The following is a 24,175-nucleotide window of genomic DNA, read 5'->3' on the forward strand; positions in this document are numbered from 1 at the left end:
GATCAGCGACAGGTCCTGCCCCGCCGCCAGCCGGGCGCCCGCCACCGTGACGGCGTCGGCGGCGCTGAGCGTGACATTGCCCTGCTGGCTTTCGATCTGGCTGAAGCCGCCGCTTTGCACGCTGCCCTTGGCAGCCAGCTGGTCCTGGGTGTGCTGCACGCCGACGGTGGCGCTGTGATTGCCGCCGCCGAGATTGCCTACGGTGAAGCCATGGCTGTCCTGGCTACTCTGGTAAACCTCGGTGCCGCTCAACACGTGGACACTGCCCTGGCTGGCGGCCACGGTGACGTCGCGCACGCCTTGCAACGCGGCGCCCACCACATTGACGTCGCCGCCCAGGCTGACCACGCGGATCTGGTCGCCGCGGATCTGGCTGGATTGCAGTTGCTGATCGAGGCGGCTGCCGACGCTGTCGGCGCGCAATTGGTTGTACGGCGACAACGAGGTGCCGCTGTGGTTGGGGCCGCCCTCCAGCGCGCGGATCACGTCGCCCATCTGCTGGTTGTACAGCGATACCCGCGTGGCGCGGCTGTAGCTGCTGCTGTCGTCCTGGCGCTGGTTGACTCCGGCCAGCAGGTTGACGTTGCCGCTGGCGAACAGGTCCACCTTGCCTCCGCCCTGCAAGCTGGAGCCGGCTACGGTCAGATCGCCGCTGCCGGACCCATAGGCCGGTTTGCCGCTGGCCTGCAAGCGGATGTCGCCGCCAGCCAGGATGGCGCTGCCGACGCTGCTGATGGCGCGGCTGTGTTCATGGCTGCCCTGCTCGCTGGTGGAATAGGCGATGTCAACACCTTGCTGGGACGAGGTGCTGGCGGCGATCTCGTTGCTCAGCCCCTTGAGCAGGCCGAAGCCGCGCTGGGTGTGGACGATGTCTTTCAGGTTGTCGAAGGTATTCCGCAGCGTGTTGACTTCTGTGACGCTGAAGCCGCGCTGCTTCTCGACATGATCGTGGTCCACCACCATGATGTCGCGGCCTTCGGCCACGGTGACGCTCTTGGCGCCGACATCCACATTGCCGCTGAGCGCGCTCAGGCTGCTGCCCTGCAGTTGCAGGTTCTGCCCGGCCTGTACCGACAAGTCGCCCTTCAGACTGCCCACCAGGCTTTTGCTCTGACTTTGGGTGACGCCGTTGGCGTTGAGCGCGTCGGTCAACTCCTTGCTGCCCACCATGAAACCGGCGCCGCCCAGGCCGAACAGGCCGGAGGTTTTTTCGTGGTGGTACTGGAAACTCTGGCTGGCATTGGTGCCGGCCAGTATGTTGACGTTGTTGGCAGCCTGCAGGTCGACATCGCCGCTGCCGGCCATTTGGCTGCCGACGATGTTCAGGTCGTGGCCGGACTGGACGCGAATGGTGTCGGCGGACAGGTTGGTGCCCACTTGGGTAGTGCTCTGATGGGCGCTGATGTCGGTGGTGGTTTTATGCTTGAAGAAGCCGCCGGACGAGCGCACGGTCTTGCTGTAGTCGCTGTGGGCATCGGCGGCGCTGCCCAGGTTGATGTCGCGGCCAGCTGCCAGCAAGGCTGCGCCGTTGCTGCTGAGGCTGGCGGCCTGGGTGGCGATGTCGCGCTTGGCTTGCAGCGCAAGGCCGCTTTCGCCTTGCACCGATGTGCCATGCCGGGTCAGGTCGTAGTTGTTGCGAACGGTGTCGCCCCAGGTATTGTCGCTGCGGCTTTCCGTCGCCACCGCGCCCAGCTGGATGTCGTTGCCGGCGGACAGGGCGAGCTTGCCGCCGCTGGACAGGCTGGCGCCGTTCAACAGCGCGTCGCCGCCGGCGCTGGCCTGCAAGCTGCCTTTGCTGGAGAGGCCGGCCACGGTCAGGCTGTCGGTTTGCCAGTTGTGGCTGTTGCCCCAGTTGTAGCCGATGTCGTGATGGGTATTGACCTCGCTTTGCACGGTCAGCTGCTTGCCGGCCAGGGCGGCCAGGCTGCCTCCGGCCTGAACCGACGAGCCAACAAAGCCGAGGTCGCCGCCGGCTTTCAGCAGCACATCGCCGCCGCCTTGCAGCAGCGAGGCGTCGTGGCTCTGGCTCAAGGTGTCGTAGCCGCCGCCCCACCAGTTGGCTGCGCCGTGTTTGCTGTCCTGGGTGGACTCCAGCGTCAGGTTGTTGCCAGCCAGAGCCAATACGCTGCCGCCCGCCTTGACGCCGCTGCCGGACAAGGTCAGATTATTGTCGGCGCTCAGCACCAGGTTGCCACCAATGTTCAGCTGGCTGCCTGTGTGGTCCACCTGCTGGTACTGGAAGCTGCTGTAGCGGTTGCTGTCGCCCAGGTTGTAGCGTGTTTCGCGGCTGGCGATGTCCAGGTCATGGCCGGCCAGCAGGCTGGCGTTGCCGCCGGCTTGCACCTCCGCCGCCTGCAGCTTCAGGTCGTTGCCGGCCTGCAGTTGCAGATCGCCGCCGGCCTGTATGCTGCTGCCGGCCTGGCTGTGGACGGCGTCATCGGTGACCACTAGGTTCTGCCTGGCGCTCAGGCCCAGGTCGCCGCCGGCTTGCACCTTGCCGCCCTCGATGCGGATATTGTTGGCCTGCGCCAGCAGCGTGCTGTCGCTCTTCAGCGTGCCATTGTTGACCAGGTCGCCATCGGCCAGCAGCGTCATGCTGCTGCCGGCCAACACCGCGCCTTGGCCGCGCAGGGACTGCTGATCGGCATGAGCCAGGTACACCATGGGCACCAGCACGTCCTGTCCGCCCACGTTCTGCTTCACCAGCCACACCATGTCTGAGGTCAGCTTGGCCATCTGCTCCGCGGACAGGGCCACGCCCGGCGTCAGCTGGAAGGCCTTGGCGTACTGCGCGCCATTGCTCATCAGCTGTTGGTACTGCTGCATGGCGTTGCCGTAGCCGGACAGGAAGCGCTTGCCGGTCATGTCGGTGATGGCCTTGCTCACCATCTGCTGTTCGTAGAAGCCGTCGCCCAGGCGCTTCTCTACCCTGCTCGGGTCGTAATTCAGCTGCTTCAGCAGATAGTCGGACGAGATGAACTTGCTGTACTGGGTGAACTGCGGATTGGTTTCCACCAGATACGGCTGTTGCGGCGCCGGCTTGGCGTGGAACATGCCGTTGTCGGGCACCGCGTAGCCGCCCGCCACCGGATTGCCCGCCTTGGTACCGCCGGCCTGCAGGATGATCTGCTGGTTTGCCGGCGCCGGTGGATAGGTCTTGGCCAACGGGCCGCCGGCGGCGACATCGACCCCACCGTTCTTCAGTTTCTGGCCATCCGCGCCGGACAGCGCGCCATTCAACTGCGCGCCCTGCGCCTCACCCACGCTGCCTTGCAAAGTTTGACCAGCTGTCGCGGCCTGCTGGCCGGCGCCGCTGATCGCCTGCCCTTGCGCCTGACTCACCGCCGACTGGTTATTGACGGCATTGCCGGCCACAGTGGACACATTCACCCGCGCCGCGTCTTTGCCATTGACGATGGTGGGGGCTTGCAGGCTTAGGTGCTGGTTGGTGGCGACGGTGGCGTCGAGGGAGCCCAAAACCTCAGTATGCGTTTCAACAGTCGGGCTATCGGCTCTTCCCCAGTTGTAATTGCTCTGAGTTGTGGTTGTGGTAGTTTTTAACAGCTGCTGGCCGATATTTTTCACCTGATTGCCAGCCAACATGTTTAGATTACCACCGACCGAGATTGAACTATAGGTATTCGCCACATCGCCGGAGCTAACGTTCATACTGCCACCAACCAGAATACGGCCAGGGTTTGCCAAACCGCTAGCTACATCGATAGCCACCCGAGTAGTCGTTACTCTATAAACTTCCCCAGGATTAGCAATAACGTCCCGACCTGAAACTGCAACATTAGCAAGATCCTGGGGTAAGAGATTAATATTTGGGTCATATGGCGGCTTACCAAAATCGAAGCCAAATACTGAATACTGCCCATTCACTGGATTGCCAAAGTAATACACATCAGTTGGAACATTCCGACCAAAAGATACCTGCCCGCCTCTTCCACCAGCTCTTTGCCCAGCATTTTTTCCACTCGCTATGTATCCAGTCCCACTTTGGTCAGTCATTGAATACCCATCGACAAAAGCTACTGTCAACACATGCCGACTTCTATCATCTTTCAATACTTTTATACGAACATCATCAGCACCATATACTCCACACCCCTGCTCTGGGCAACTGCCTGAAGTATTAAATCCAATAAAATAACTCTCACCATCCCCCAGCATAGTTAAGCTATATGGAGGAGCATTTCTTGCATCTCCAGAGCTATGCTGTGCCGCCTCGCCATACGGAGTTAATACGGTCTTACTCGTTGAACTCTGACTCGAACTCTGGCTCACCGAGACCGGATTCGACTCATTGCTCACCCGCCCCGCCTCAATCAACATATTCCCATCCGACTGCAAAGTCGCGACGTGATTCACCACCTGCCCGGTTTTCGCGCCGGCCTGGCCGATGCGCATATCGCCCTGGCTGTACAGCCAGGCGCCGTCGTGGTTGTTCAGCGTGCCGCCGATATTCAGCGCCATGCCCCCGGCCGAGGCCAGCAGCGCCTTGCCGCCGCTGTTGTCCAGGCTGCCGGCCTGGATGGCGATGTCGCCGGCGGTGATGGAGGCGGTATTGCTGAGGCTGGCGGCATGAATGTCCAGCGCGCCGGCCCCCAGGCTTCCGGCATTGACCAGGCTCTGGCTGAGCTGGGTGCTCAGCGTGCCACCGATATTGACGCTGCCGTTGTTGGTCCAGTTAACGCCGCTCAGGCTGAGGTTGCCGCTGCTTTGCAGCTGGCCGTTGTTGACCAGGTTGCCGCTGGCGCTGACGCTGAGGTTGCGGTTGGCCTGCAGCTGGGTGCCGGCGGCGTTGACGAAGTCGCCCTGCAGCTGCAGCTTCAGCGACAGGTCTTGTCCGGCCAGCAGGCTGCCGGCATTGGCCAGCGACACGGTGTCGATGGCGAGATTGCGCTGGCCGTAGACGCTGCCGCCGCCGTTGTCCAGGCCCTGCGCTTTCAGCTGCCAGTTGCCGTTGCCGGCGATCTGGCCGCCGTTGACCAGTTGGCCGGTCACGGTCAGCCGGCTATCGCCGGCGCCCAGCGCCAGCACCTTGCCGCCGGCGTTGCGCAGGCTCCCGCTGTCCAGTTGCAGCGTCTGGCCGGCTTGCAGCAGGCCGCCGCTGTTGTCCAGGCTGCCGGCGTTCAGCGTCAACGCGCCGTTGCTGCCCAACGTGCCCTGCTGGTTGTTCAGCGCCTTGCTGCTCAAGGTCAGGTCGCCCTGGCTGCTGAGTACGCCCTGGTTGTTGTTGAGGTCGCCTGCGGTCACTTGCAGTTGGCCACCGGAGGTGATCTTGCCCTGCTTGCTGTTGTCGATCTGGCCGCTGATGGCCAACGTAGCCTGCCCCTCTCCGGCCTGGCCGATCTGGCCATGCTGGTTGCCCAGGCTGGCGGCGCTGAGTTTCAGCTGGCCGGCCTGCAGCGTGCCGCCGCCGTTTTGCGCGTCCTGCTTCAGCTGGACATCCAGCTTGGCGGCGCTTTGCAACACGCTACCGCTGTTATCTAGTTGATTGGCGGTCAGCTTCAGGTTGCCGTTGGCGGCCAGTGCGCCGGCTGCGGAGTTGTCCAGCTTGCCATCCAGCTGGATCCGGCTGTCGCCGGCGCCCAGCGCCTTGATGCCGCCGCCGCGGTTGTCCAGGCTGGCGGCGTCCAGCTGCAGGCTGTCGCCTTGCAATGTCCCCTTCTGATTGTCCAGCGCGCCCCGCAAGGTCAGCGTCAGCGTCTGGCCGCTGGCCAGCGTGCCGCCCTGGTTATTCAGGCCTTGCCGCACGGTCAATGCTTGCGCGCCCTGGCTGCCCAGCGCGCCCTGACGGTTGTCGAGCTGGCCGGCATCCAGCGTCAGCCCGCCGTTGCTCAGCAAATTGCCCTGCTGGTTGTTGAAGGACTGGCCAATCTGCAGATTGGCCTCGCCCGCGCCGATCTGGCGGATATCCCCGGACTGGTTGCTGAGGGTGTCGGTCTTCAGATTCAGGCCTTGGGCGGCGATATGGCCGCCGTCGTTGGTCAGACTGGATTGTTTCGACAGTTCCAGATGGCCGGCCGCCTGCAAGGTGCCCTTGCTGTTATCGATGCTGGCCGCGTTGACGGTCAGATCGGCGTTGCCGGCCAGCTTGCTCTGGTTGTGCAGCTCGCCGCTGACATCGACTTGGCTCGCCGCGTCCTTGCCCAACGCCAGGATCTGGCCCTTGTCGGCATTGGTAAGCGAGGCAGCGGTCAGTTGCAGATCCTTGCCCGATTGAATCGTGCCGGCGGCGTTTTCCAGCTTGCCGGCGGTTAGCTTGACTTGGCCGTCACTTCCGAGCACGCCGTCGTTGTGCAGTTGGATGCTGACAGTAAGGTCGACGCCCTGGCCGCCGATCAGGCTGCCTTTGCTGTTGTCGAGGGTCTTCAGCTGGCTGGTCAGCTGCTGTTGCGCGTAGATCTCACCGGCCTGGTTGCTCAGGCTGTCGGCGTTCAGCTTCAAACTCTGGCCGGCGATATGACCACCATCGTTGGTCAGGCCGCTTTGCTTGGACAGTTCCAGATGGCCCGCCGCCTGCAGCGTGCCCTTACTGTTGTCGACGGTCGCCGCGTTGACGGTCAGGTCGGCATTACCCGCCAACTTGCCCTGGTTATGCAGCTCGCCGTCCACGTCGACGATGCTGGCGGCATCCTTGCCGAGGGCCAGAATCTGCCCTTTGTCAGCACTGGAGAGAGAAGTGGCGGTCAGCTGCAGGTCCTTGCCGGACTGGATGGTGCCTTGGGCATTCTCCAATGCCCCGGCGCTCAACTTGACCTGGCCGTCACTGCCCAGCGTACCATCGTTGTGCAGCTTGTCGCTTACTGTCAAATCGACGCCCTGCCCACCGATCAGGCTGCCCTGCGTGTTGTCCAAGGTCTTCAACTGGCTGGTCAGTTGGCCTTGCGCGTACACCTCTCCCGCCTTGTTGCTCAACGAGTCAGCCGTCACGTTCAGGCTCTGCGCGGCGAGATGGCCGCCATCGTTGGTCAGGCTGCTCTGCTTGGTCAAGTTCAACTGGCCAGCAGCCTGCAACGTGCCCTTGGCGTTGTCCACCGTCGCCGCGTTGACGTCGAGCTGGCCGTTACCGGCGATCTTGCCTTGGTTGTGCAGGTCGTTGGCGATGGTCAGCGTGCTCGTCGCATCCTTGCCCAGCGCCAGGATTTGGCCTTTGTCGGCGTTGGTTAGACTGTTAGTGGTCAGCTGCAGGTCTTTGCCGGATTGGATGGTGCCGGTCGCATTGTCAAGTTGGCCCGCGTTCAGTTTGACTTGGCCGTCACTGCCCAGGGTGCCGTCGTTGTGCAATTTGTCGCTTACAGTCAAATCGACGCTCTGCCCACCGATCAGGCTGCCCTGGCTGTTGTCCAGGGTCTTGAGGCGGCTGGTCAGCTGTTGCTGGGCGTAGATTTCGCCTGCCTGGTTGCTCAGCTTGTCGGCGTTGAGGTTCAGGCTTTGCGCCGCCAGGTGGCCGCCGCCATTGATCAGGCTCGTTTGCTTGGTCAGGTTGAGCGCGCCGGCCGCTTGCAAGGTGCCCTTGGCGTTGTCGACGGTGGCGGCATTGACGTCGAGCTGGCCGTTGCCGGCGATCTTGCCTTGGTTATGCAGGTCGTTGGCGATGGTCAGCGTGCTCGTCGCATCCTTGCCCAGCGCCAGGATTTGACCCTTGTCGGCGTTGCTGAGGCTTTGCGCGGAGAGCTGCAGGTCTTTGCCAGCCTGGATCAGACCGGTCGCGTTGTCGAGCGCACCGGCGGCGAGGCTGAGCTGGCCGTCGCTGCCCAGCACGCCGCTGTCGTTGCTGAGTTGCCCCGCCACGGTGACGGCGGCGCCCTGGTTGCCGATCAGGCTGCCGGCGCGGTTGTCGAGCGAGGCGGCTTGCAGGCTGAGCTGGCCATCGCTGGCCAGGCGGCCGTGTTGGCTATTGTCCAGCGCGCCGGTCGTCAGGTTCAGCGTGCCGTTGCCGCCATGGGCGATCTGGCCCTGGCGGTTGTCCAGGCTGGCGGCGTGCAGCGTCAGTTGCGCGCCGGCGCTGGCCAAGAGGCCGTTGCGGTTGTCGACGGCGCCATCGATGTGCCAGGCGGACTGCGCGGCGCCGCTCTGCACGATCTGGCCTTGGCGGTTGTCCAAGGCGCCCAGTTGCAGGTCGATCTGGGCGGCGGACAGCTGGCCCTGGCGGTTGTCGAGGGCGCCATCCACGGTCAGGCGGGCGCCGGCGGCGGCGCTCAGTTGCGCGTTTTGGGCGTTCAGATCGCCGCGCGCATGGATGTCCAGCGCGCCATGGCTGGCGCTGACGGTGGCGCCGGCCAGGCTGCCATGGTCGGCCCGCAGGCTGACATCGCCGCCGGCCAGCAATTGGCCGCCGCCTTGCAGTTCTCCCTGGCTGCTTAGCGCCAGCCGGCCATGGTCGCTGAGTTTGCCGTCGGCCTGGGAGCCGGCCGCCAGCACGCCCGCGCCCTGATAGGAGCCTGTGTCCAGCCTGAGGTCGCCTCCGGCGCTCAGCGTCTGCTCCAGCGTGGTCTGGCCAGCCACCTGCACCACGGCGTCGCCCTCGGCGCGGGTGACGCCATCGTGCCGCAGTTGGCCGTCGGCATGCAGCGTCAGTTTGCCCTGGCTGTAGGTCTTGCCACGCAGGATCAGGTCGCCGGCGCTGGTCAGTTGCAGGTCGCCGGCCTGGGCGGCCAGGGTGCCCTGCTGGTTGACCCCTACGCCCTTCTCGGTGCCGACCAGGGTGATGGCGTTGGCGTACATGCCGCCCAGTTGCGCCACATCGAGCGCGAAGCCGGGGGCGTCGGCGGCGCCGGCCTCCAGCGGCTGCGCCTTCAGGGTGGCCGCGTCCACCTGGTTGCGGCCCAGCACCAAGTCCAGTTTTTGCGCATACAGCCCGACATTGATCGCCACCGCGCGGCTGATGATGGCGAAACTGTCGAGATTGGCGGCGTTGAGGCCGGATCCGTCTATGCTGACGCGGCCGCCGGCCACCCGGTAGCCGGTCAGCGCGCCCAGGCTGTTCAGCTGCGGCACGCCGGTGGTGAGGGTGGCTTGCGGGGTATTGATGAAGCCGCAGCCGCTGCAGCTAATGCCCCAGGGGTTGGCGATCACCACCTGGGCGCGCTGGCCGGCCACTTCCAGGTAGCCGCGCAGTTGCGAGGGATTGGGCTGGGTGACTTCGTTGAGGATGATGCGGGCGCTGCCGTTCTTCAGATTGGGGTTGCCGCTGATGTAACCGGCCAGCTGGGTGCTGACATTGGTGGCGCTGTTGTTGAGCAGCGCGCCGGATGGCCCGACGTTGAACTGCTGGTACTGGTTGTGCGACACGCCGGCGGCGGTGGGCGCGGCGATCTGCACGATGGGCAGGCCGTTGGCGGACTGGATCACGCCGGGCTGCTTGCCGGCTGGCGCATGCGGGTCGGCGGCGATGTCGGCCGCCAAGGCGCTGCTGCCCAGCCCCAGGCCGATCAGCAGCACGCTCAGCCGCAGGCTGAAGGCGCGGCAGCTGGCCGCCAGTGTGGCGCCGATGCCTTCGGCGCCGTTGCCCTTGCCCTGCCCGCTGGCGTCTTCCTGCACCACCATCAATTGACCGCGGGATTGATTGAAGATGATCCGATAGAGATGTTTGTTCATGATGTCAGTTCAGGAAAACGGAGCAGGAGCGCGGGCTTACCACTGCGCGGTGATAGAGAAATGGGTGATGGCGGGCCGGTCCCAGCCTTGGGGCTGATGCAGCGCGCGCTCGTGGGTCAGTTCGGCGGACAGGTGGCTGCCCAGGCTGGCGCGCACGCCGGCCGCCCAGCCGGATAGCGTGCGGTCGGGGCCGCTGTCGTAGGCCGGCCGGGCAATCTGCCCGGCATCCAGCCCGAGATACGGCTCGAAGGCCCAGCCCTGGCTTGGCGGCAGCGGCCAGCTCAGCTCGTTGCGCAGGTAATAGCCGCTCTGCCCCACCAGCGCCTCGCCGTTGAAGCCGCGCACCGTGCAGCGGCAGCCAAGAGCGAACTGCTCGCTGGACATCAACAGGTCCGGGCTGTACTGGCCGCGCAGCTCGCTGCTCCAGCGCAGGGTGTAGCTGCCGGCATGCAAGGGCAGCTGCAGGCTGAGCCTGCCCTGGTACAGCTCGTGACGGGCGGTGGGACCGCCTTGCGCCGCCAGCGTGTCGGGCTGGGCGCCCCAGGCGCCGATGCCGCGCTGGTAGCCCACGCTGGCATCCAGCACCGCTTCGCCTAGATAGCGGCGGTGGCTCAGTTCCAGGCCGGCGATGGTGAGGTCGCGCCGCTGCTGCACCACCTCGGCATCCTCTATGAAGCTGCGCGACGCCTTGCGCGTCAGGCTGGCTTTCAATTCGGTCTTGCTGTTCTGGTCGCGATGCAGCAGCCGCGACAGCGACAGCAGGGTGTTGCGGCTGTGGCCGCTGGAGGTGAAGTCCTGGTTCACGCCTTGCACGGTCTGGTGGTAGGAAAAGGCGCTATAGCTGACAAAGCCGGTCCAGTCGCCCAGCGGCAGCAGCCAGGAAACGGAGGCCGACTGGCTCAACGGGGATGCCGGATGCTCGGCGTCCTGGCTCCACGACAGCGACAGCACGTCGTTCAGGCCGGTGAGGCCGGCCAAATTGAGGCTGGCGGTGCTTTACAAGCGTCCGGTGGCGTCCTGGCCGGAATCGTCCAGCGTCAGCGCGCCGGATAGCGGGCGGCCGCCTTGCCGCGTCACCACCACATCGCTGTCGCCCGGCGCGTCTGCCGGCACCATTTCCATGGTGGCCTGCTGGCCGGGCAGTCGGCCCAGCTGCTCCAGGCCCTGCTCCAGGTCGCGCACATTGAGGATTTCGCCCGGACCGGTGGGAAACGCCGTGCGCAGGCCGGCGTCGCTGCCGCCTTCCTTCAGCCGGATGGCGTGGATGCGCCCCGGCACCACCACCAGCCGCAGCTCGCCGCTGCGCAGGTTCTGCTCCGGCAGATAGACCCGGCTGGTGACGAAGCCGCGCGCCACCAGCGCATTGGTCAGGGCGGCGACCAGTCGATTCAGATCCGCCAAGCCGGCGCAGCCGCCCAGCAGCGGCTGGGTCTGCAGCCAGCCCAGCCAGTCCGCCGGCGCACCGTCCAGCCGCACCGACCGGATGGCGAAGCAGGCGGCCGACGGGGTTGCCGTCTGGGCCGCGGGCAGCCTTGCAGTGTCCTCCGACGCGGGCAGGAACACATCGGGGCGCTGTTGCAACGACTGACGTTGCTGTTCGATTTGTTGCTGTTGCTGACGCAGCAGTTGGTCGGTCTGCTGGGGCAGGGAGGATGACGCGGCGGCGAGGCAGACGGTAGGCAGCAACAGGCCGCCCGACAAGGCGGCCTGGAAGATTCTGTTCATTACGGCTTAATTATTGTTAACAAATAATGATGCCGTATTGTAAACAAAGTTGTAGGAATATTTTTTAGGTAAAAATACTTATAAACTACACAAGGACATGATATTGAAAGAAAACAGCCCTGCCGGAAACCATTCACTCAATTGTGAAAAATCATGAAATTAAATTTCAAAAAGTAAGCAAAGCGCAACAGCGGTTGGTAACACCACCACACACGGCAGCCAGCCGTCGGCGCTTTTAACCATGGCTCCACTAGCCATGACATCCCTATCAGATCGACCGTGACCAGGCCCATCGCCCTCTTAAACTGTCGCTACGCGACATCTCGCAAAAATGGCAATTTACTTGCCATAATATTCAACACCAAAACGGCGGCAACATAAGCTAGGGAACAACCCGTCGCTTACCCGGCTGCAGCGCTATCCATGCATATTACTCATGCAACCAATCAAGCCGACAGCAGATTAAAATGTGACATGTGGCAATAAAATTAACCTAATAATGGCTCGCCATACTTGGTCTAACAATCATTCAATAACAATAAAGAATGCAATTTTCTCATAACTTACCCAATATTCAGCCATACCACCCCGTAGCACCGCCGATAAACTCATTTGGCATGCAAAGTTGCTGGTGCAGAAATTTGCATAAATGCAACAAAAAATGACATGTTAAAAATGATTAACTGAATTTCATTTAGCATATTAAAAACAAACCGCCATTCGGAATGGAAAAATGCGCCAGCAAGCCATTGATATCAATAAAATTGCTGGGAAATGTCAAACAACCGTCCATAAATGCATTCATCATTTCAAGAGAAATGATTCTGATTGTTAATAAATGTTTCTTGACGGGGAACTTTTCGCCAAGACACACTGGCCCTTCACAACGGCGGAATAAAAAAAGCACCGCCTTGCCAGCTGCCCATGTGGCAAGTTTAAACAAAGGGTTTTAGAGAAAATGAAGAGAACCATCCTTGTCGCGGCCATTGCCGCGACCATCCCTGCGCTCGCACAAGCTGATGTCAACCTGTACGGATCGCTGCGCGCCGGCGTGTCCGTAACCAAGAACAGCGCCAACAACTACAACTCCACTTTTGGCGTCGACGACTTTGGCAGCCGTATCGGCTTCCGTGGCAAGGAAGACCTTGGCAACGGCCTGAAGACCATCTGGCAGGTGGAAACCGGCCTGTCGCTGGACGGCACTTCAGGCTTCGCTAGCACCGACTCCGGCAAGCTGGCCAACCGCGAATCCTATGTCGGCGTGGAAGGCGGCTTCGGCAAGGTGCGCCTGGGCTACCTGACCGACGTGCTGGGCGACAGCGAATCCACCGATAACCTGTACGGCCCCTTCCGCGACAATATGGGTACCGGCTTCCCACTGTACGAAGCCACCGACGTGTTCGGCGCTTATGGCGATTCCCGCTTCAAGAACGGCATCCGCTACGACTCGCCGGAACTGTACGGTTTCAGCCTCACCGCCCAATACGGCGCCGGCGAAAACCAGGCCGCCGGCCAGATGAAACAAGGCGACAAGGTCGGCACCCGCGTGGCCTACCAGAACAGCGGCTTCTTCGGCGCCTGGGCCTATGCCGGCGCGCTGAATACCAATGGCGGCAGCAACAGCGCCACCAACCGGCTGGAAGGCGGCTACAACGCCAACAACCTCTATCTAGCGGCCACCTACCAATGGGTGACCTTGTATGGCAATGCCCACGCTCAGAAGAGTGATGGATCCGGCCCGGCACTCGCCGGCATCGGCAACTTCCCGTCCATCGCCACCCTCAACGCCAACAAGCTGGAAAACACCACCTGGGCCATCAACGCCGCCTACGCCTTCGGCAACTTCAAGCCGTCGGTGGTTTACTCCAAGCGCGGCGACGCCAAGGTTGACGGCGTGCGCTACAGCCTGGGCGCCACTCAATGGGCAGCGGCGCTGGACTACACCGTCAGCAAGCGCACCCTGCTGCAGGCAGGCTACGGCCAGGTCAAGGAAAACCACGACGCGCAGCTCATCAACGGCCATGCCCAGTCCACCTCCACAACCATCTGGGCGATGATGAAGCACAACTTCTAAGCCATCCCCGGTTCCGGAATGTGCAGACAGCCACCCGCATGGGTGGCTGTCTTGCTTTTCGCGCCGCCCGCGCCAGAGAAAACGCCAGCCTGAAATCAGGCTGGCGCGTGGCGGAAAAACCGGCGGCTTATTCGAAGAAATCGCGCAGCTTGTCCATAAACGATTTGGAGCGCGGATTATGGGTGGCCACATCGCCCTGGCTGATGGCTTCGAACTCGCGCAGCAGCTCTTTCTGGCGTTCGGTCAGCTTGACCGGCGTTTCAACGATCACATGGCAGTGCAGGTCGCCGTACTCAGCGCCGCGCACCGCTTTCACGCCCTTGCCCCGCAGCCGGTAGACGCGGCCGCTCTGGGTTTCGGCGGCGATCTTAACCTTGGCCATGCCGTCCAGCGTCGGGATTTCCACTTCGCCGCCCAGCGCCGCGGTGGAGAAGGAGATCGGCATCTCGCAGTGCAGGTCCATGCCGTCGCGCTGGAACACCGCGTGCTGCTTGATGTGGGTGACCACGTACAGGTCACCCGCCGGGCCGCCGTTCTGGCCAGGCTCGCCCTCGCCGCCCAGGCGGATGCGGTCGCCCTCGTCCACGCCGGCAGGGATCTTGACGTTCAGCGTCTTGGTGGTCTTCTTCTGGCCGGCGCCGTGGCAGCTGGCGCACGGATCGGTGATCTGCTTGCCGGTGCCGTGGCAGGTGGGGCAGGTCTGCTGGATGGAGAAGAAGCCCTGGCTCATCCGCACCTGGCCGTGGCCGCCGCAGGTGGAGCAGGTTTTGGGCGAGGTGCCCGGCTTGGCGCCGCTGCCGTTGCAGGTGGAGCAGGACTCGTGCGACGGGATGCGGATCTGCTTCTCGCAGCCGCGCGCCGCCTCTTCCAGCGAGATTTCCATGTTGTAGCGCAGGTCGGCGCCGCGATAAACGTTGGAACGCCCGCCACCGCCGCCGCCGCGCTGGCCGCCGCCGAAGATGTCGCTGAAGATATCGGCGAAATCGCCGAAGCCGCCAAAACCCTGGCCGCCGCCGGCTCCCGCCTGCGGGTCCACTCCGGCATGGCCGAACTGGTCGTAGGCGCTGCGTTTCTGGCTGTCGGACAGAATCTCGTAGGCTTCCTTCGCCTCCTTGAACTTGTCTTCGGCTTCCTTGCTGTCCGGATTGCGGTCCGGGTGATACTTCATCGCCAGCTTGCGATATGCCTTCTTGATATCGTCGTCGGACGCATCGCGGTTAACGCCCAGCACATCGTAGAAATCTTTTTTCGACATTGTCTTTCACTCTCCGGCCGGCCCGGCGGGCCAGCCCTATCGTCTTGATGCGGCAAAGGCACAGAGGCCGGTGGAGACCTTCTCCGCCATTCCCTGTGCCTCGTTCAGCGTGATGCGACGATTACTTCTTGTCTTTCACTTCTTCGAACTCGGCGTCCACCACGTTGCCGTCGTCCTGCTTGTCGCCGGGGGCTTGCGCACCCTCGGCGGCGGCACCCTCAGCCTGGGCGGCCTGGGCGTACATGATTTCGCCCAGCTTCTGGCTGGCCTTGGCCAGTTCTTCGGCCTTGGCTTCGATGGCTTCCTTATCGTCGCCCTTCACCACTTCCTCGGCCGCCTTGACGGCGTCTTCGATCTTGGCCTTTTCAGCGGCGTCGATCTTGTCGCCATGTTCGGACAGCGATTTCTTGATGCTGTGGATCAGGCCTTCGGCGTGGTTGCGCGCGGTCACCAGCTCGTGCAGCTTCTTGTCTTCCTCGGCGTTGGCTTCGGCGTCCTTCACCATGCGCTCGATCTCGGCTTCGGACAGGCCGGAAGACGCCTGGATGGTGATGTTGGCCTGCTTACCGGAAGCCTTGTCCTTGGCCGACACGTGCAGGATGCCGTTGGCGTCGATGTTGAACTCGACCTCGATCTGCGGAATGCCGCGCGGCGCCGGCGGGATGTCGCCCAGATTGAACTGGCCCAGCGACTTGTTGGCGGCCGCCTTCTCGCGCTCGCCCTGCAGCACGTGGATGGTCACCGCGGTCTGGTTGTCGTCGGCGGTGGAGAAGGTTTGCGACGCCTTGGTCGGGATGGTAGTGTTCTTCTGGATCAGCTTGGTCATCACGCCGCCCAGGGTTTCAATGCCCAGGCTCAGCGGGGTCACGTCCAGCAGCAGCACGTCCTTGCGGTCGCCGGACAATACCGAACCCTGGATCGCGGCGCCGACGGCCACGGCTTCGTCCGGGTTTACATCCTTGCGCGGTTCCTTGCCGAAGAATTCCTTGACCGCATCCTGCACTTTCGGCATGCGGGTCTGGCCGCCGACCAGGATCACGTCGGTGATGTCGGACAGCGACACGCCGGCATCTTTCAGCGCCACGCGGCACGGTTCGATCGAGCGGGTGATCAGATCGTCCACCAGGCTTTCGAACTTGGCGCGGGTAATCTTCATCGCCAGGTGCTTGGGACCGGTGGCGTCCATGGTGATGTAAGGCAGGTTTACCTCGGTCTGGGTGGCGGAAGACAGCTCGATCTTGGCCTTTTCCGCGGCTTCCTTCAGGCGTTGCAGCGCCATCACGTCCTTCTTCAGGTCGACGCCCTGTTCCTTCTTGAACTCGGTGACGATGTAGTCGATCAGACGCTGGTCGAAGTCTTCGCCGCCCAGGAAGGTGTCGCCGTTGGTCGACAGCACTTCGAACTGGTGCTCGCCGTCCACATCGGCGATTTCAATGATGGACACGTCGAAGGTGCCGCCGCCCAGGTCGTAAACCGCGATCTTGCGGTCGCCTTCCTGCTTGGCCAGGCCGAAGGCCAGCGCGGCCGCGGTCGGCTCGTTGATGATGCGCTTCACTTCCAGGCCGGCGATGCGGCCGGCGTCCTTGGTGGCTTGGCGCTGGCTGTCGTTGAAGTAGGCCGGCACGGTGATCACGGCTTCGGTCACTTCTTCGCCCAGGTAGTCTTCGGCGGCCTTCTTCATCTTGCGCAGCACTTCGGCGGAGATTTGCGGCGGAGCCAGTTCCTGGTCGCGCACTTTCACCCAGGCGTCGCCGTTCTTGGCCTTCAGGATTTCGAAAGGCATCAGGTCGATGTCCTTCTGCACTTCCTTGTCTTCGAAGCGGCGGCCGATCAGCCGCTTGGCGGCGTAGATGGTGTTCTTCGGGTTGGTCACCGCCTGGCGCTTGGCCGGCGCGCCCACCAGAATTTCGCCGTCCTCGACGTAAGCGATGATGGACGGGGTGGTGCGAGTGCCTTCGGCGTTCTCGATGACTTTCGGATTGCCGCCTTCGATCACTGCCACGCAGGAGTTGGTGGTGCCCAGGTCGATACCGATGATTTTACCCATGATGTATTCCTTTTCTCGATTCGTTCCGGCGTCGACTAATAGTCAGCGCCTGTTGTCTCAATAAATATTGGCTATGCCGATCTTTTCAAGAGGCTGTCGACAGCCTTTTTTATGCCTTGGCCTTGGCTACCACCACCATGGCCGGGCGCAGCACGCGGTCGGCCAGCAGGTAACCCTTCTGCATTACGCGCACCACGGTGTTCGGCTCGGCGTCCGACTCTTCGGCGCTCATCGCCTGGTGCTGGTGCGGATCCAGCTTGTCGCCGGCCTTGGGCTGGATGTCCTTGATCTGCGCCTTGTCGAAGGCCGACACCAGCTGTTTCAAGGTTAGGTCCACGCCCATCTTCAGCGTGTCGATCTGGCCGCTCTGGTCCAACAGCGCCATTTCCAGATAGTCCTTCACCGTCACCAGCTCGGCGGCGAACTTGCCGATCGCATATTTGTGCGCGGCGGCCACTTCCTCCTGGGCGCGGCGGCGCTGGTTGTCCAGCTCGGCGCGGGCGCGCAGCAGGGTGTCGTTCAGTTCGGCGATTTCGGCCTCCAGACCGGCGATATGCTGCTCAGGGGTCTGCTCCAGCTCGGTATGCGCCTCGGCGGCGATGTCAGTGTCTTGGTTGTCGGCCGCATCGGCCGCCAGGTTTTGATTTTCTTGCATGACGTTTCCTTGGAATGCACCGGCTAAATTTGATGTCCAGACCCAAGGTAGGGCCTTTTGCAGCGATTTCAAGCCCTTGATGGCGCTTCTCGCAACGAAGACGAAAAACGAAGATACGCAAATTTCAACTGTCATTTTTTCGCATTGGCAACACTACAATCCGGTGAATGGTTCGTTTATGTGAACACTTTGTTAGCTTATGAAAACACAAGATTTTTTTCTGTGCTGCACTGCACACAAGCGATTTTTTTTGTGCTTATAATGGCCGCACCGTAAGGAAAACGCCGTTGTGGCATGGCGCAAAATCGCTGCCGCGCACGGAGAAAAAAATCACGCCGATCCGGCCTGGTTTGACAAAAAAGTCCGGAACACCGGATACGCCATCATGCTATTGAGGACGCCGGGCCTGCCCGGCGAGCAGAGAAACGCTTCGAGAAGGGTTCTAACATGACGACTCGCGAACAACGCATTGCAGCCATCCAGAAAGACTGGGATGAAAATCCGCGCTGGAAAGGCATCAAGCGCGGCTACACCGCCGCCGACGTGGAACGCCTGCGCGGCTCGCTGCCGGTGGAGCACAGCCTGGCCCGCCACGGCGCGGAAAAACTGTGGAAGCTGGTGAATACCGAGCCTTACATCAACTGTCTGGGCGCCCTCACCGGCGGTCAGGCGATGCAGCAGGTGAAGGCGGGCGTCAAGGCCATCTACCTGTCGGGCTGGCAGGTGGCGGCTGACAACAACGAATATTCGGCGATGTATCCGGACCAATCGCTGTACCCGGTGGACTCGGTGCCCAAGGTGGTCGAGCGCATCAACAACGCCTTCTGCCGCGCCGATGAAATCCAGCACGCCAAGGGCCTGGAAAAAGGCGACAAGGGCCATATCGACTATTTCGCCCCCATCGTGGCCGATGCCGAAGCCGGCTTCGGCGGCGTGCTCAACGCCTACGAGCTGATGAAGGCGATGATCCGCGCCGGCGCCGCCGGCGTGCACTTCGAAGACCAGCTGGCCTCGGTGAAAAAGTGCGGCCACATGGGCGGCAAGGTGTTGGTGCCGACTCAGGAAGCGGTCCAGAAGCTGATCGCCGCCCGCCTGGCGGCCGACGTCTACGGCGTGCCCACCCTGGTGATCGCCCGCACCGACGCCGAAGCGGCGGATCTCTTGACCGGCGACGTCGATCCCAACGACGAGCCCTTCCTCACCGGCGAACGCACCGCCGAAGGCTTCTACAAAACCAAGAAGGGCCTGGAGCAAGCCATCAGCCGCGCGGTGGCCTACGCCGACTACGCCGACCTGGTATGGTGCGAAACCGGCACGCCGGACCTGGAGTTCGCCCGCAAGTTCGCCGAAGCCGTGCACGCCAAACACCCGGGCAAACTGCTGGCCTACAACTGTTCGCCGTCGTTCAACTGGAGAAAAAACCTGGACGACGCCACCATCGCCAAGTTCCAGCGCGAGCTGGGCGCGATGGGATACAAGTACCAGTTCATCACCCTGGCCGGCATCCACAGTATGTGGTTCAACATGTACGACCTAGCGCAGGACTATGTCGCCCGCGGCATGTCCGCCTATGTCGAAAAAGTGCAGGAACCGGAGTTCGCCGCGCGCGACCGCGGCTACACCTTCGTCTCGCACCAGCAGGAAGTGGGCACCGGCTACTTCGACGACGTCACCACGGTGATCCAGGGCGGCACCTCCAGCGTCACCGCGCTGACCGGCTCCACCGAAGAAGAACAGTTCCACTAAGCCGCCACAAGCGGCGCACCCAAAAGTCCGCGTATCCCGCGGGCGATGCCGCCCACCTTCACCGGAGGGCGGCATTTTCCATTCTGAACCAGGAGCAGACCGTGACTTTCGCCACGACAGACCTCTGCGACGAATTCGAGCAGGAAATCAGCGTGCTGGACCCCATTTTCCAATCCTTTGGCGGGCAAACGCGCTTCTCGGGCCGCGTCGCCACCCTGAAACTGTTTGAAGACAACAGCCTGGTGCGCGAGCTGCTGGGAGAGGACGGCCAAGGCCGGGTGCTGGTGGTGGATGGCGGCGGATCGCGCCGTTGCGCGCTCGTGGGGGACATGCTGGGCGAGTTGGCGGTGAAAAACGGCTGGACGGGCCTGGTGATAGACGGCTGCGTGCGCGACAGCGCAGCGCTGGCGCGACTGCCGCTGGGCGTCAGGGCGCTGGCCGCCTATCCGCGCAAATCGGTGAAACTGGGAACTGGGCAAAAACAATTGGACATCCGCATCGCCGGTTGCGCGATAACGCCGGGCCACTGGCTGTACGCCGACGCAGACGGCATCGTCGTCAGCCCGCGGCAGCTGGTCTAACCCGCTACATCCCTCCCCCGCGCTGATGCACCGGCAACGCGCCCTGGGCATTGGCGGTACCCCACTCCAGCCGCTGCTCCCACCAGGTGTGGTGCTCCGGCACCAGCACCTCGGGATTGTCCAGCGATGCCGCGGTGATGTCGATTTCTTCGGGATCGGATTCGTGGAAGTAGGTCAGCGTCGAGCCGCAATGCGGGCAGAAGCCGCGCGATACCGCGGCGGAGGAGTGGTACTGCACCGGCTTTTCGCCGCGCCATTCCAGTTCGTGCACCCGCATGGTGAACCAAGTGACAAAAGCCGCCCCGCTGGCGCGCCGGCAACTGCGGCAATGACAGTGGGTGATATGGAAAGGCGTGCCGCGCAGCCGGTAACGTACCGCGCCGCACAGGCAACCGCCGGTCAGGCCTATGGTCATGACGGCTCTCCCAGTGAATCGCGATGCGGCGCCCGCCACCCCGGCCAGCCTTGCTGTCCGGCATCGCCGCAATCCATTTGTTTCACTATGCCTGAGCGATGCTGCAAGTGCAAAAAAACCGCCGCGCCGCCGCTTCGGCGCAAACTCCGGCAGTTATTTTTCTACACTCTATACTGGCAAATATAGGTATTTCCCCTAGGCGGTATTCGCCATGCTATCCCTACGCCCCCTGATCGCCCTGCTATTCCTGCCCGCGCTGAGCCTGGCGCAAGACCTGGACCGCTCATTGCTGCACATCTGCGACGATGGCGACGAGTGGCCGCCCTACACCTACTACCTGCGCTACAACCACCAACCCACCGCCGACCTGACTGGCTACTCGGTGGATGTGATCCGCCGGATCCTCGACAAGCACCACATCCCGTTCCAGATCGACCTGCTGCCGTGGAAACGCTGCCTGTCGTCGATAGACAGCGGCGAACAGTATCTGATGGCGCTGAGCGCCAGCAAGAATCCGGAACGGGAAAAACAGTTTCTGTTCTCCACGCCGTATTACCAGACCCACTACTATGTGTTCTATTCCAAGGCCAAGTATCCGGACGGCGTGAACGTCGCCGGCCAGACCGACCTGGGCCGCTACCGGCTGGGCGGCATCAAGGGCTATGCCTACTCCGCGCTCACCGCGGTCAACAAGGACGCCATGGTGCGCACCGTCGACTATCCGACACTGGGCAAGATGCTGCTGGCCGACCGCTTCGACCTGTTCGCCGAGGATTACGAGGTGATGGTCGGCCTCGACAAACTGGGCAGCGCCCATATCATCAGCGACCCCAATATCGGCCGCATGCCGTTGCCCGGCATGCCGGGCAACGCCTTCCACATGATCTTCACGCGTAAGAATCCCAGGGGCGCGCAGCTGCAACAACTGGTCAACCAGGAGCTGCAACAGATGCAGGCCTCCGGCCAGCTGGACAAGCTGCTGAACCGGTACGTACCGCGCTGAGGCCGGCCGCCTCAGAACAACGCCGACTCGAAATCGTGGATGGCGTGCGCCGCCAGATTGAACAGTTCCGCAGCCTTGGCCGGGTCCTTCTTCAAACCCAGATCGCCTCCCTCGTAGGCCATCGCCAGCGTCTGCAGCGCGGCCGGCATTTCCAGCCTTGCCGCTTTCTCATACCAGCCGCGCGCGCGCGGCTGGTCCGCCGCCACGCCCAGGCCTTCCTGATAGGCGATGCCCAGCTGGAACATCGCCTCGGCGCTGCCCTGCTGCGCCGCCAGTTCGAACCAGCCCCTGGCCGCGGCCGCATCCCCGCCATCCTTGGCGCGCAAGCCCAGCATGCAGGCGGCGTCCGCCTGTTTGCGCTGCGCCGCCAGCGCCAACCAGCGCGCGGACTGGCCGGCATCCGCCGCCGCGCCCAGGCCCTTGGCGTAGATCCGAGCCAGGCGGAACGCCGACAACGCGTCGCCACGCTCGGCGGCGGCCTGATACCAGGGCCGCGCCTTGCGCCAACCCGCCATGCCGCCGTCGCTGGACAAGGCTTCCGCCAGCGTGCGCTGCGCGTCGGGATCGTCATTCCTGGCCCAGTCCTCGAGCCGCTGCCAGGCGGCGGCGTCGCGGGCGAACAGCGCGTGCTGGCGGGTATCGTCCAACTTGGCCTGGCTGGGCTTTCCGGCGCAGCCGGCAAGCATGGACAATGCCGCGATGGCGGCCATCAATAGATTCTTGTTCGGTTTCATAGCTGAACACGGGCAAGGCCGATCCGCCTCGGGACGGCCCACCCCTCATGCCTCTTCATCTCAAATCGGGATTACTGGCTCAAATCCACCTGATAAGTCCAGGTGCCGTCGCCATTGTCAGCCCCCTGGCTCACGCCGTTGATGCCGGCGAGGCTGGCCGCGGCCAGTTGATTGGCGATGCTCTTGAAGTTGACCTTGGCGTTGATCTTGACGAAGCTCCACGACCGGTCACTGCCGTACTGGGCGCGGCCGAGATCGCCGTTGGCCTTGATGTAAGCAATCAGCACGTCGCGGTTGGCGTCCGGCGCCTGGATGATGGTCTTGGTGCCGTCGATACCCGGGAAGTTGCCGCCGCCGCTGGCGCGGTAGTTGTTGGTGGCCACGATGAACTGCTGCGCCGGATCGATGGCCGCGCCGTTATAGCTCAGATTGACGATGCGGCTACCCACTGGCTGGCTGACGTCGATCTGGTATCGCACCCCATACATCACGTCGAAGTTGAACACCTGGAAGTTGGCGTTGACCAGCTCCTGCGGCGCCGTGGCGCTTGGATCGATGGTGTTGAACATCTGCGCCGCGCGCTCCAGCCAGTTCTTGACATCCGTCCCGCTCACCTTCACTGCCTGCAGCGTGTTGGGGTAGAGGTAGAGGTCGGCCGCGTTGTTGATGGCGATCGGCCCCTGCGCCACGTCGGTGTAGTCGCTGGCGCCGTTGCGGCCGGCCTTGAACGGCGCCGACACCGACAACACCGGCAGGGACGCGTATTGCGGCAGATTGGCCTGCACGTATTTCTTGACGTAGTCCTGCTGCGCCATGTTGACGATCTGAATGGCGCTGACGTCGCCCAGCAGCGCGAAGTAGGTGTTCATGCGGAAGTCGGTGCTGCCTATCGCCGTCTTGACGTAGTTGATGGTGGCCTGGTGCTCGCTGGCCACCAGTTGCGCGACATTGGGATCGGCCGCCACATAGCTGCCGTCGGCGTTCTTGATCGAACGAGTCTCCACCGCAGTTTGTCCGCCCTGCACCACCCATTTGCCGCCGCTGTACTTCAGCGTCAGCCTGATCACGCCCAGACGGTTGCCCCAGTTGCCGGCCATTACCGTGGGCACGCCATTGACGAAGCCCTTGCTGTTGTCCACGCCCGGCATAGTGTTGAACTGCGAGCCGGCGACGCCCGGATTGGGGAAGATGTCGTGCGAATGGCCTATCATCAGCGCGTCTATGCCGGTCTTGGCCAGATGCCAGCTGCCATTCTCCATGGTCGGGCTGTAGCTGGACGGATCCAGCCCGCCGTGCGACAGCGCCACCACCAGGTCGGCGCCGGCCTGGCGCATCTGCGGGATATAGCTATTGGCGGTTTCCACCACGCCGTTGGTGTAGACCTGGCCGTTCAGGTTTTTCTTGTCCCAATCCATGACGGTGGGCGGCGTAAAGCCGATCACGCCGATATTCACCGGCACCTGCACGCTGCGGCCATCCGGCGCGGTGGCGGCGAAGGTGCGCTTCAATATGGCGTAGGGCTGGAAAATGGGCTTGCTGTCGGCCAGATTGGCCACATTCGCCAATACCTGCGGATAGGCAGGCGAGCCGCAGCCGGACGGCTGGGCGATATTGGCCAGGCGGAAATTGGTATTGGTGACCTGCGACAGAAAAGGTAGGCCGAAATTGAATTCGTGGTTGCCTATGGTTCCGGCGTCGTACTTCAGGTAATTCATCACCTTGTGCACCGCCAGGGTATCCGCGCATTTCAGCGGATTCACCGCCGCCTGATAATCGCCCAGCGCGGTGCCCTGGATCAGATCGCCGTCGTCCAGCAACAGATTGTTGGGGTACTGGCTGCGCGCCTGCCGGATCAGCGTGGCCGCCCGCTCCAGGCCAAAAGAGGGATTGGCGGCCAGCTTGTAGTAGTCGTAGCTGAGGACGTTCTGGTGGATATCGGTGGTTTCCAGCAGCGCCACATTGACGGTGGTGCCTTCTGCAGGCCTGCCGGACGGCGCGCTGCCGCTCGAACAGCCGGCCAGCAGCAGGCCTGCCAGCCCAGCCGCGGCGATATTGCTCTTATTCATCACATACCTCTCTTGTTTTCATCGGGCCTGAATCGCCCTGGCGGGATTTTATTGGCTTTGCGTTTGCTATTCCCCCATCGGATATTATTTATTTATTTCAACGCAAAGAAAAAACCGCCCCGACGCACAGCGCTAAAGGCTGAAAACAATCCATCCACCCGACTGCCAGACAATCACTCGGGCCATTCCATGACCAAAACCGAAAAACAAAAATACGGATTCTCCGCTCAATAAACCATTCGCGATCAATCCGGCCGCTCACACT

General features: G+C 62.8%; 13 protein-coding genes and 1 pseudogene. 4 read left to right on the plus strand and 10 right to left on the minus strand.

Annotated elements, in window-relative coordinates:
• From BI344_RS23430 to BI344_RS24825, 4 genes and pseudogenes are all read right to left on the minus strand, one after another.
• Positions 1-9,609, minus strand: a 9,609-nt coding sequence (locus tag BI344_RS23430) for a two-partner secretion domain-containing protein (protein WP_071112984.1), incomplete at its 3' end; no start/stop codon positions are given.
• 36 nt (positions 9,610-9,645) lie between these two features.
• Positions 9,646-10,590 (minus strand): annotated as a pseudogene (locus BI344_RS10935) (ShlB/FhaC/HecB family hemolysin secretion/activation protein); the annotation flags it as partial.
• Positions 10,591-10,605: 15 nt separating this feature from the next.
• The gene (locus tag BI344_RS10940; protein WP_071112986.1) at positions 10,606-11,334 is read right to left on the minus strand and encodes a POTRA domain-containing protein; all 729 of its coding nucleotides are present in this window, start codon (positions 11,332-11,334) and stop codon (positions 10,606-10,608) included.
• Between the two features lie 694 nt (positions 11,335-12,028).
• On the minus strand, positions 12,029-12,277 hold the full coding sequence (locus BI344_RS24825; RefSeq protein WP_206600369.1) for a hypothetical protein: 249 nt from the start codon (positions 12,275-12,277) through the stop codon (positions 12,029-12,031).
• A 15-nt stretch (positions 12,278-12,292) separates the two neighbouring features.
• On the opposite strand from BI344_RS24825, the gene BI344_RS10945 reads away from it, so the two are divergent.
• Positions 12,293-13,408: a porin gene (locus tag BI344_RS10945; RefSeq protein ID WP_071112987.1), complete on the plus strand. Its 1,116-nt coding sequence runs from the start codon at positions 12,293-12,295 to the stop codon at positions 13,406-13,408.
• Between the two features lie 127 nt (positions 13,409-13,535).
• Here the strand turns inward: BI344_RS10945 and dnaJ are convergent, their stop codons facing one another.
• From dnaJ to grpE, 3 genes are all read right to left on the minus strand, one after another.
• Positions 13,536-14,663 (minus strand): molecular chaperone DnaJ, encoded by a 1,128-nt coding sequence (gene dnaJ, locus BI344_RS10950; RefSeq protein WP_071112988.1) that lies wholly within the window; start codon positions 14,661-14,663, stop codon positions 13,536-13,538.
• 121 nt (positions 14,664-14,784) lie between these two features.
• Complete coding sequence (gene dnaK, locus BI344_RS10955; protein ID WP_071112989.1) at positions 14,785-16,710, minus strand: molecular chaperone DnaK; 1,926 nt, start codon at positions 16,708-16,710, stop codon at positions 14,785-14,787.
• A 109-nt stretch (positions 16,711-16,819) separates the two neighbouring features.
• On the minus strand, positions 16,820-17,365 hold the full coding sequence (gene grpE / locus BI344_RS10960; RefSeq protein WP_071112990.1) for a nucleotide exchange factor GrpE: 546 nt from the start codon (positions 17,363-17,365) through the stop codon (positions 16,820-16,822).
• Between the two features lie 447 nt (positions 17,366-17,812).
• Between grpE and aceA the strand changes: the two genes are divergently transcribed.
• A complete protein-coding gene (gene aceA / locus BI344_RS10965) occupies positions 17,813-19,111 on the plus strand; it encodes an isocitrate lyase (RefSeq protein WP_071112991.1) in 1,299 nt (432 codons plus the stop codon).
• A gap of 101 nt (positions 19,112-19,212) precedes the next feature.
• A complete protein-coding gene (rraA, locus tag BI344_RS10970) occupies positions 19,213-19,692 on the plus strand; it encodes a ribonuclease E activity regulator RraA (RefSeq protein WP_071112992.1) in 480 nt (159 codons plus the stop codon).
• A 4-nt stretch (positions 19,693-19,696) separates the two neighbouring features.
• Here the strand turns inward: rraA and BI344_RS10975 are convergent, their stop codons facing one another.
• Positions 19,697-20,107: a GFA family protein gene (locus BI344_RS10975; protein ID WP_071112993.1), complete on the minus strand. Its 411-nt coding sequence runs from the start codon at positions 20,105-20,107 to the stop codon at positions 19,697-19,699.
• A 211-nt stretch (positions 20,108-20,318) separates the two neighbouring features.
• Between BI344_RS10975 and BI344_RS10980 the strand changes: the two genes are divergently transcribed.
• Entirely contained in the window at positions 20,319-21,110 is a 792-nt protein-coding gene (locus BI344_RS10980; protein ID WP_071112994.1) for a substrate-binding periplasmic protein, read from the plus strand.
• An 11-nt stretch (positions 21,111-21,121) separates the two neighbouring features.
• On the opposite strand, the gene BI344_RS10985 is transcribed toward BI344_RS10980, so the two are convergent.
• On the minus strand, positions 21,122-21,844 hold the full coding sequence (locus BI344_RS10985) for a tetratricopeptide repeat protein (protein WP_095210813.1): 723 nt from the start codon (positions 21,842-21,844) through the stop codon (positions 21,122-21,124).
• 71 nt (positions 21,845-21,915) lie between these two features.
• Entirely contained in the window at positions 21,916-23,910 is a 1,995-nt protein-coding gene (locus tag BI344_RS10990; RefSeq protein WP_071112996.1) for a bifunctional 2',3'-cyclic-nucleotide 2'-phosphodiesterase/3'-nucleotidase, read from the minus strand.
• Positions 23,911-24,175 lie beyond the last annotated feature (265 nt).

Source organism: Chromobacterium sphagni (assembly GCF_001855555.1).
Classification (GTDB): Bacteria; Pseudomonadota; Gammaproteobacteria; order Burkholderiales; family Chromobacteriaceae; genus Chromobacterium; species Chromobacterium sphagni.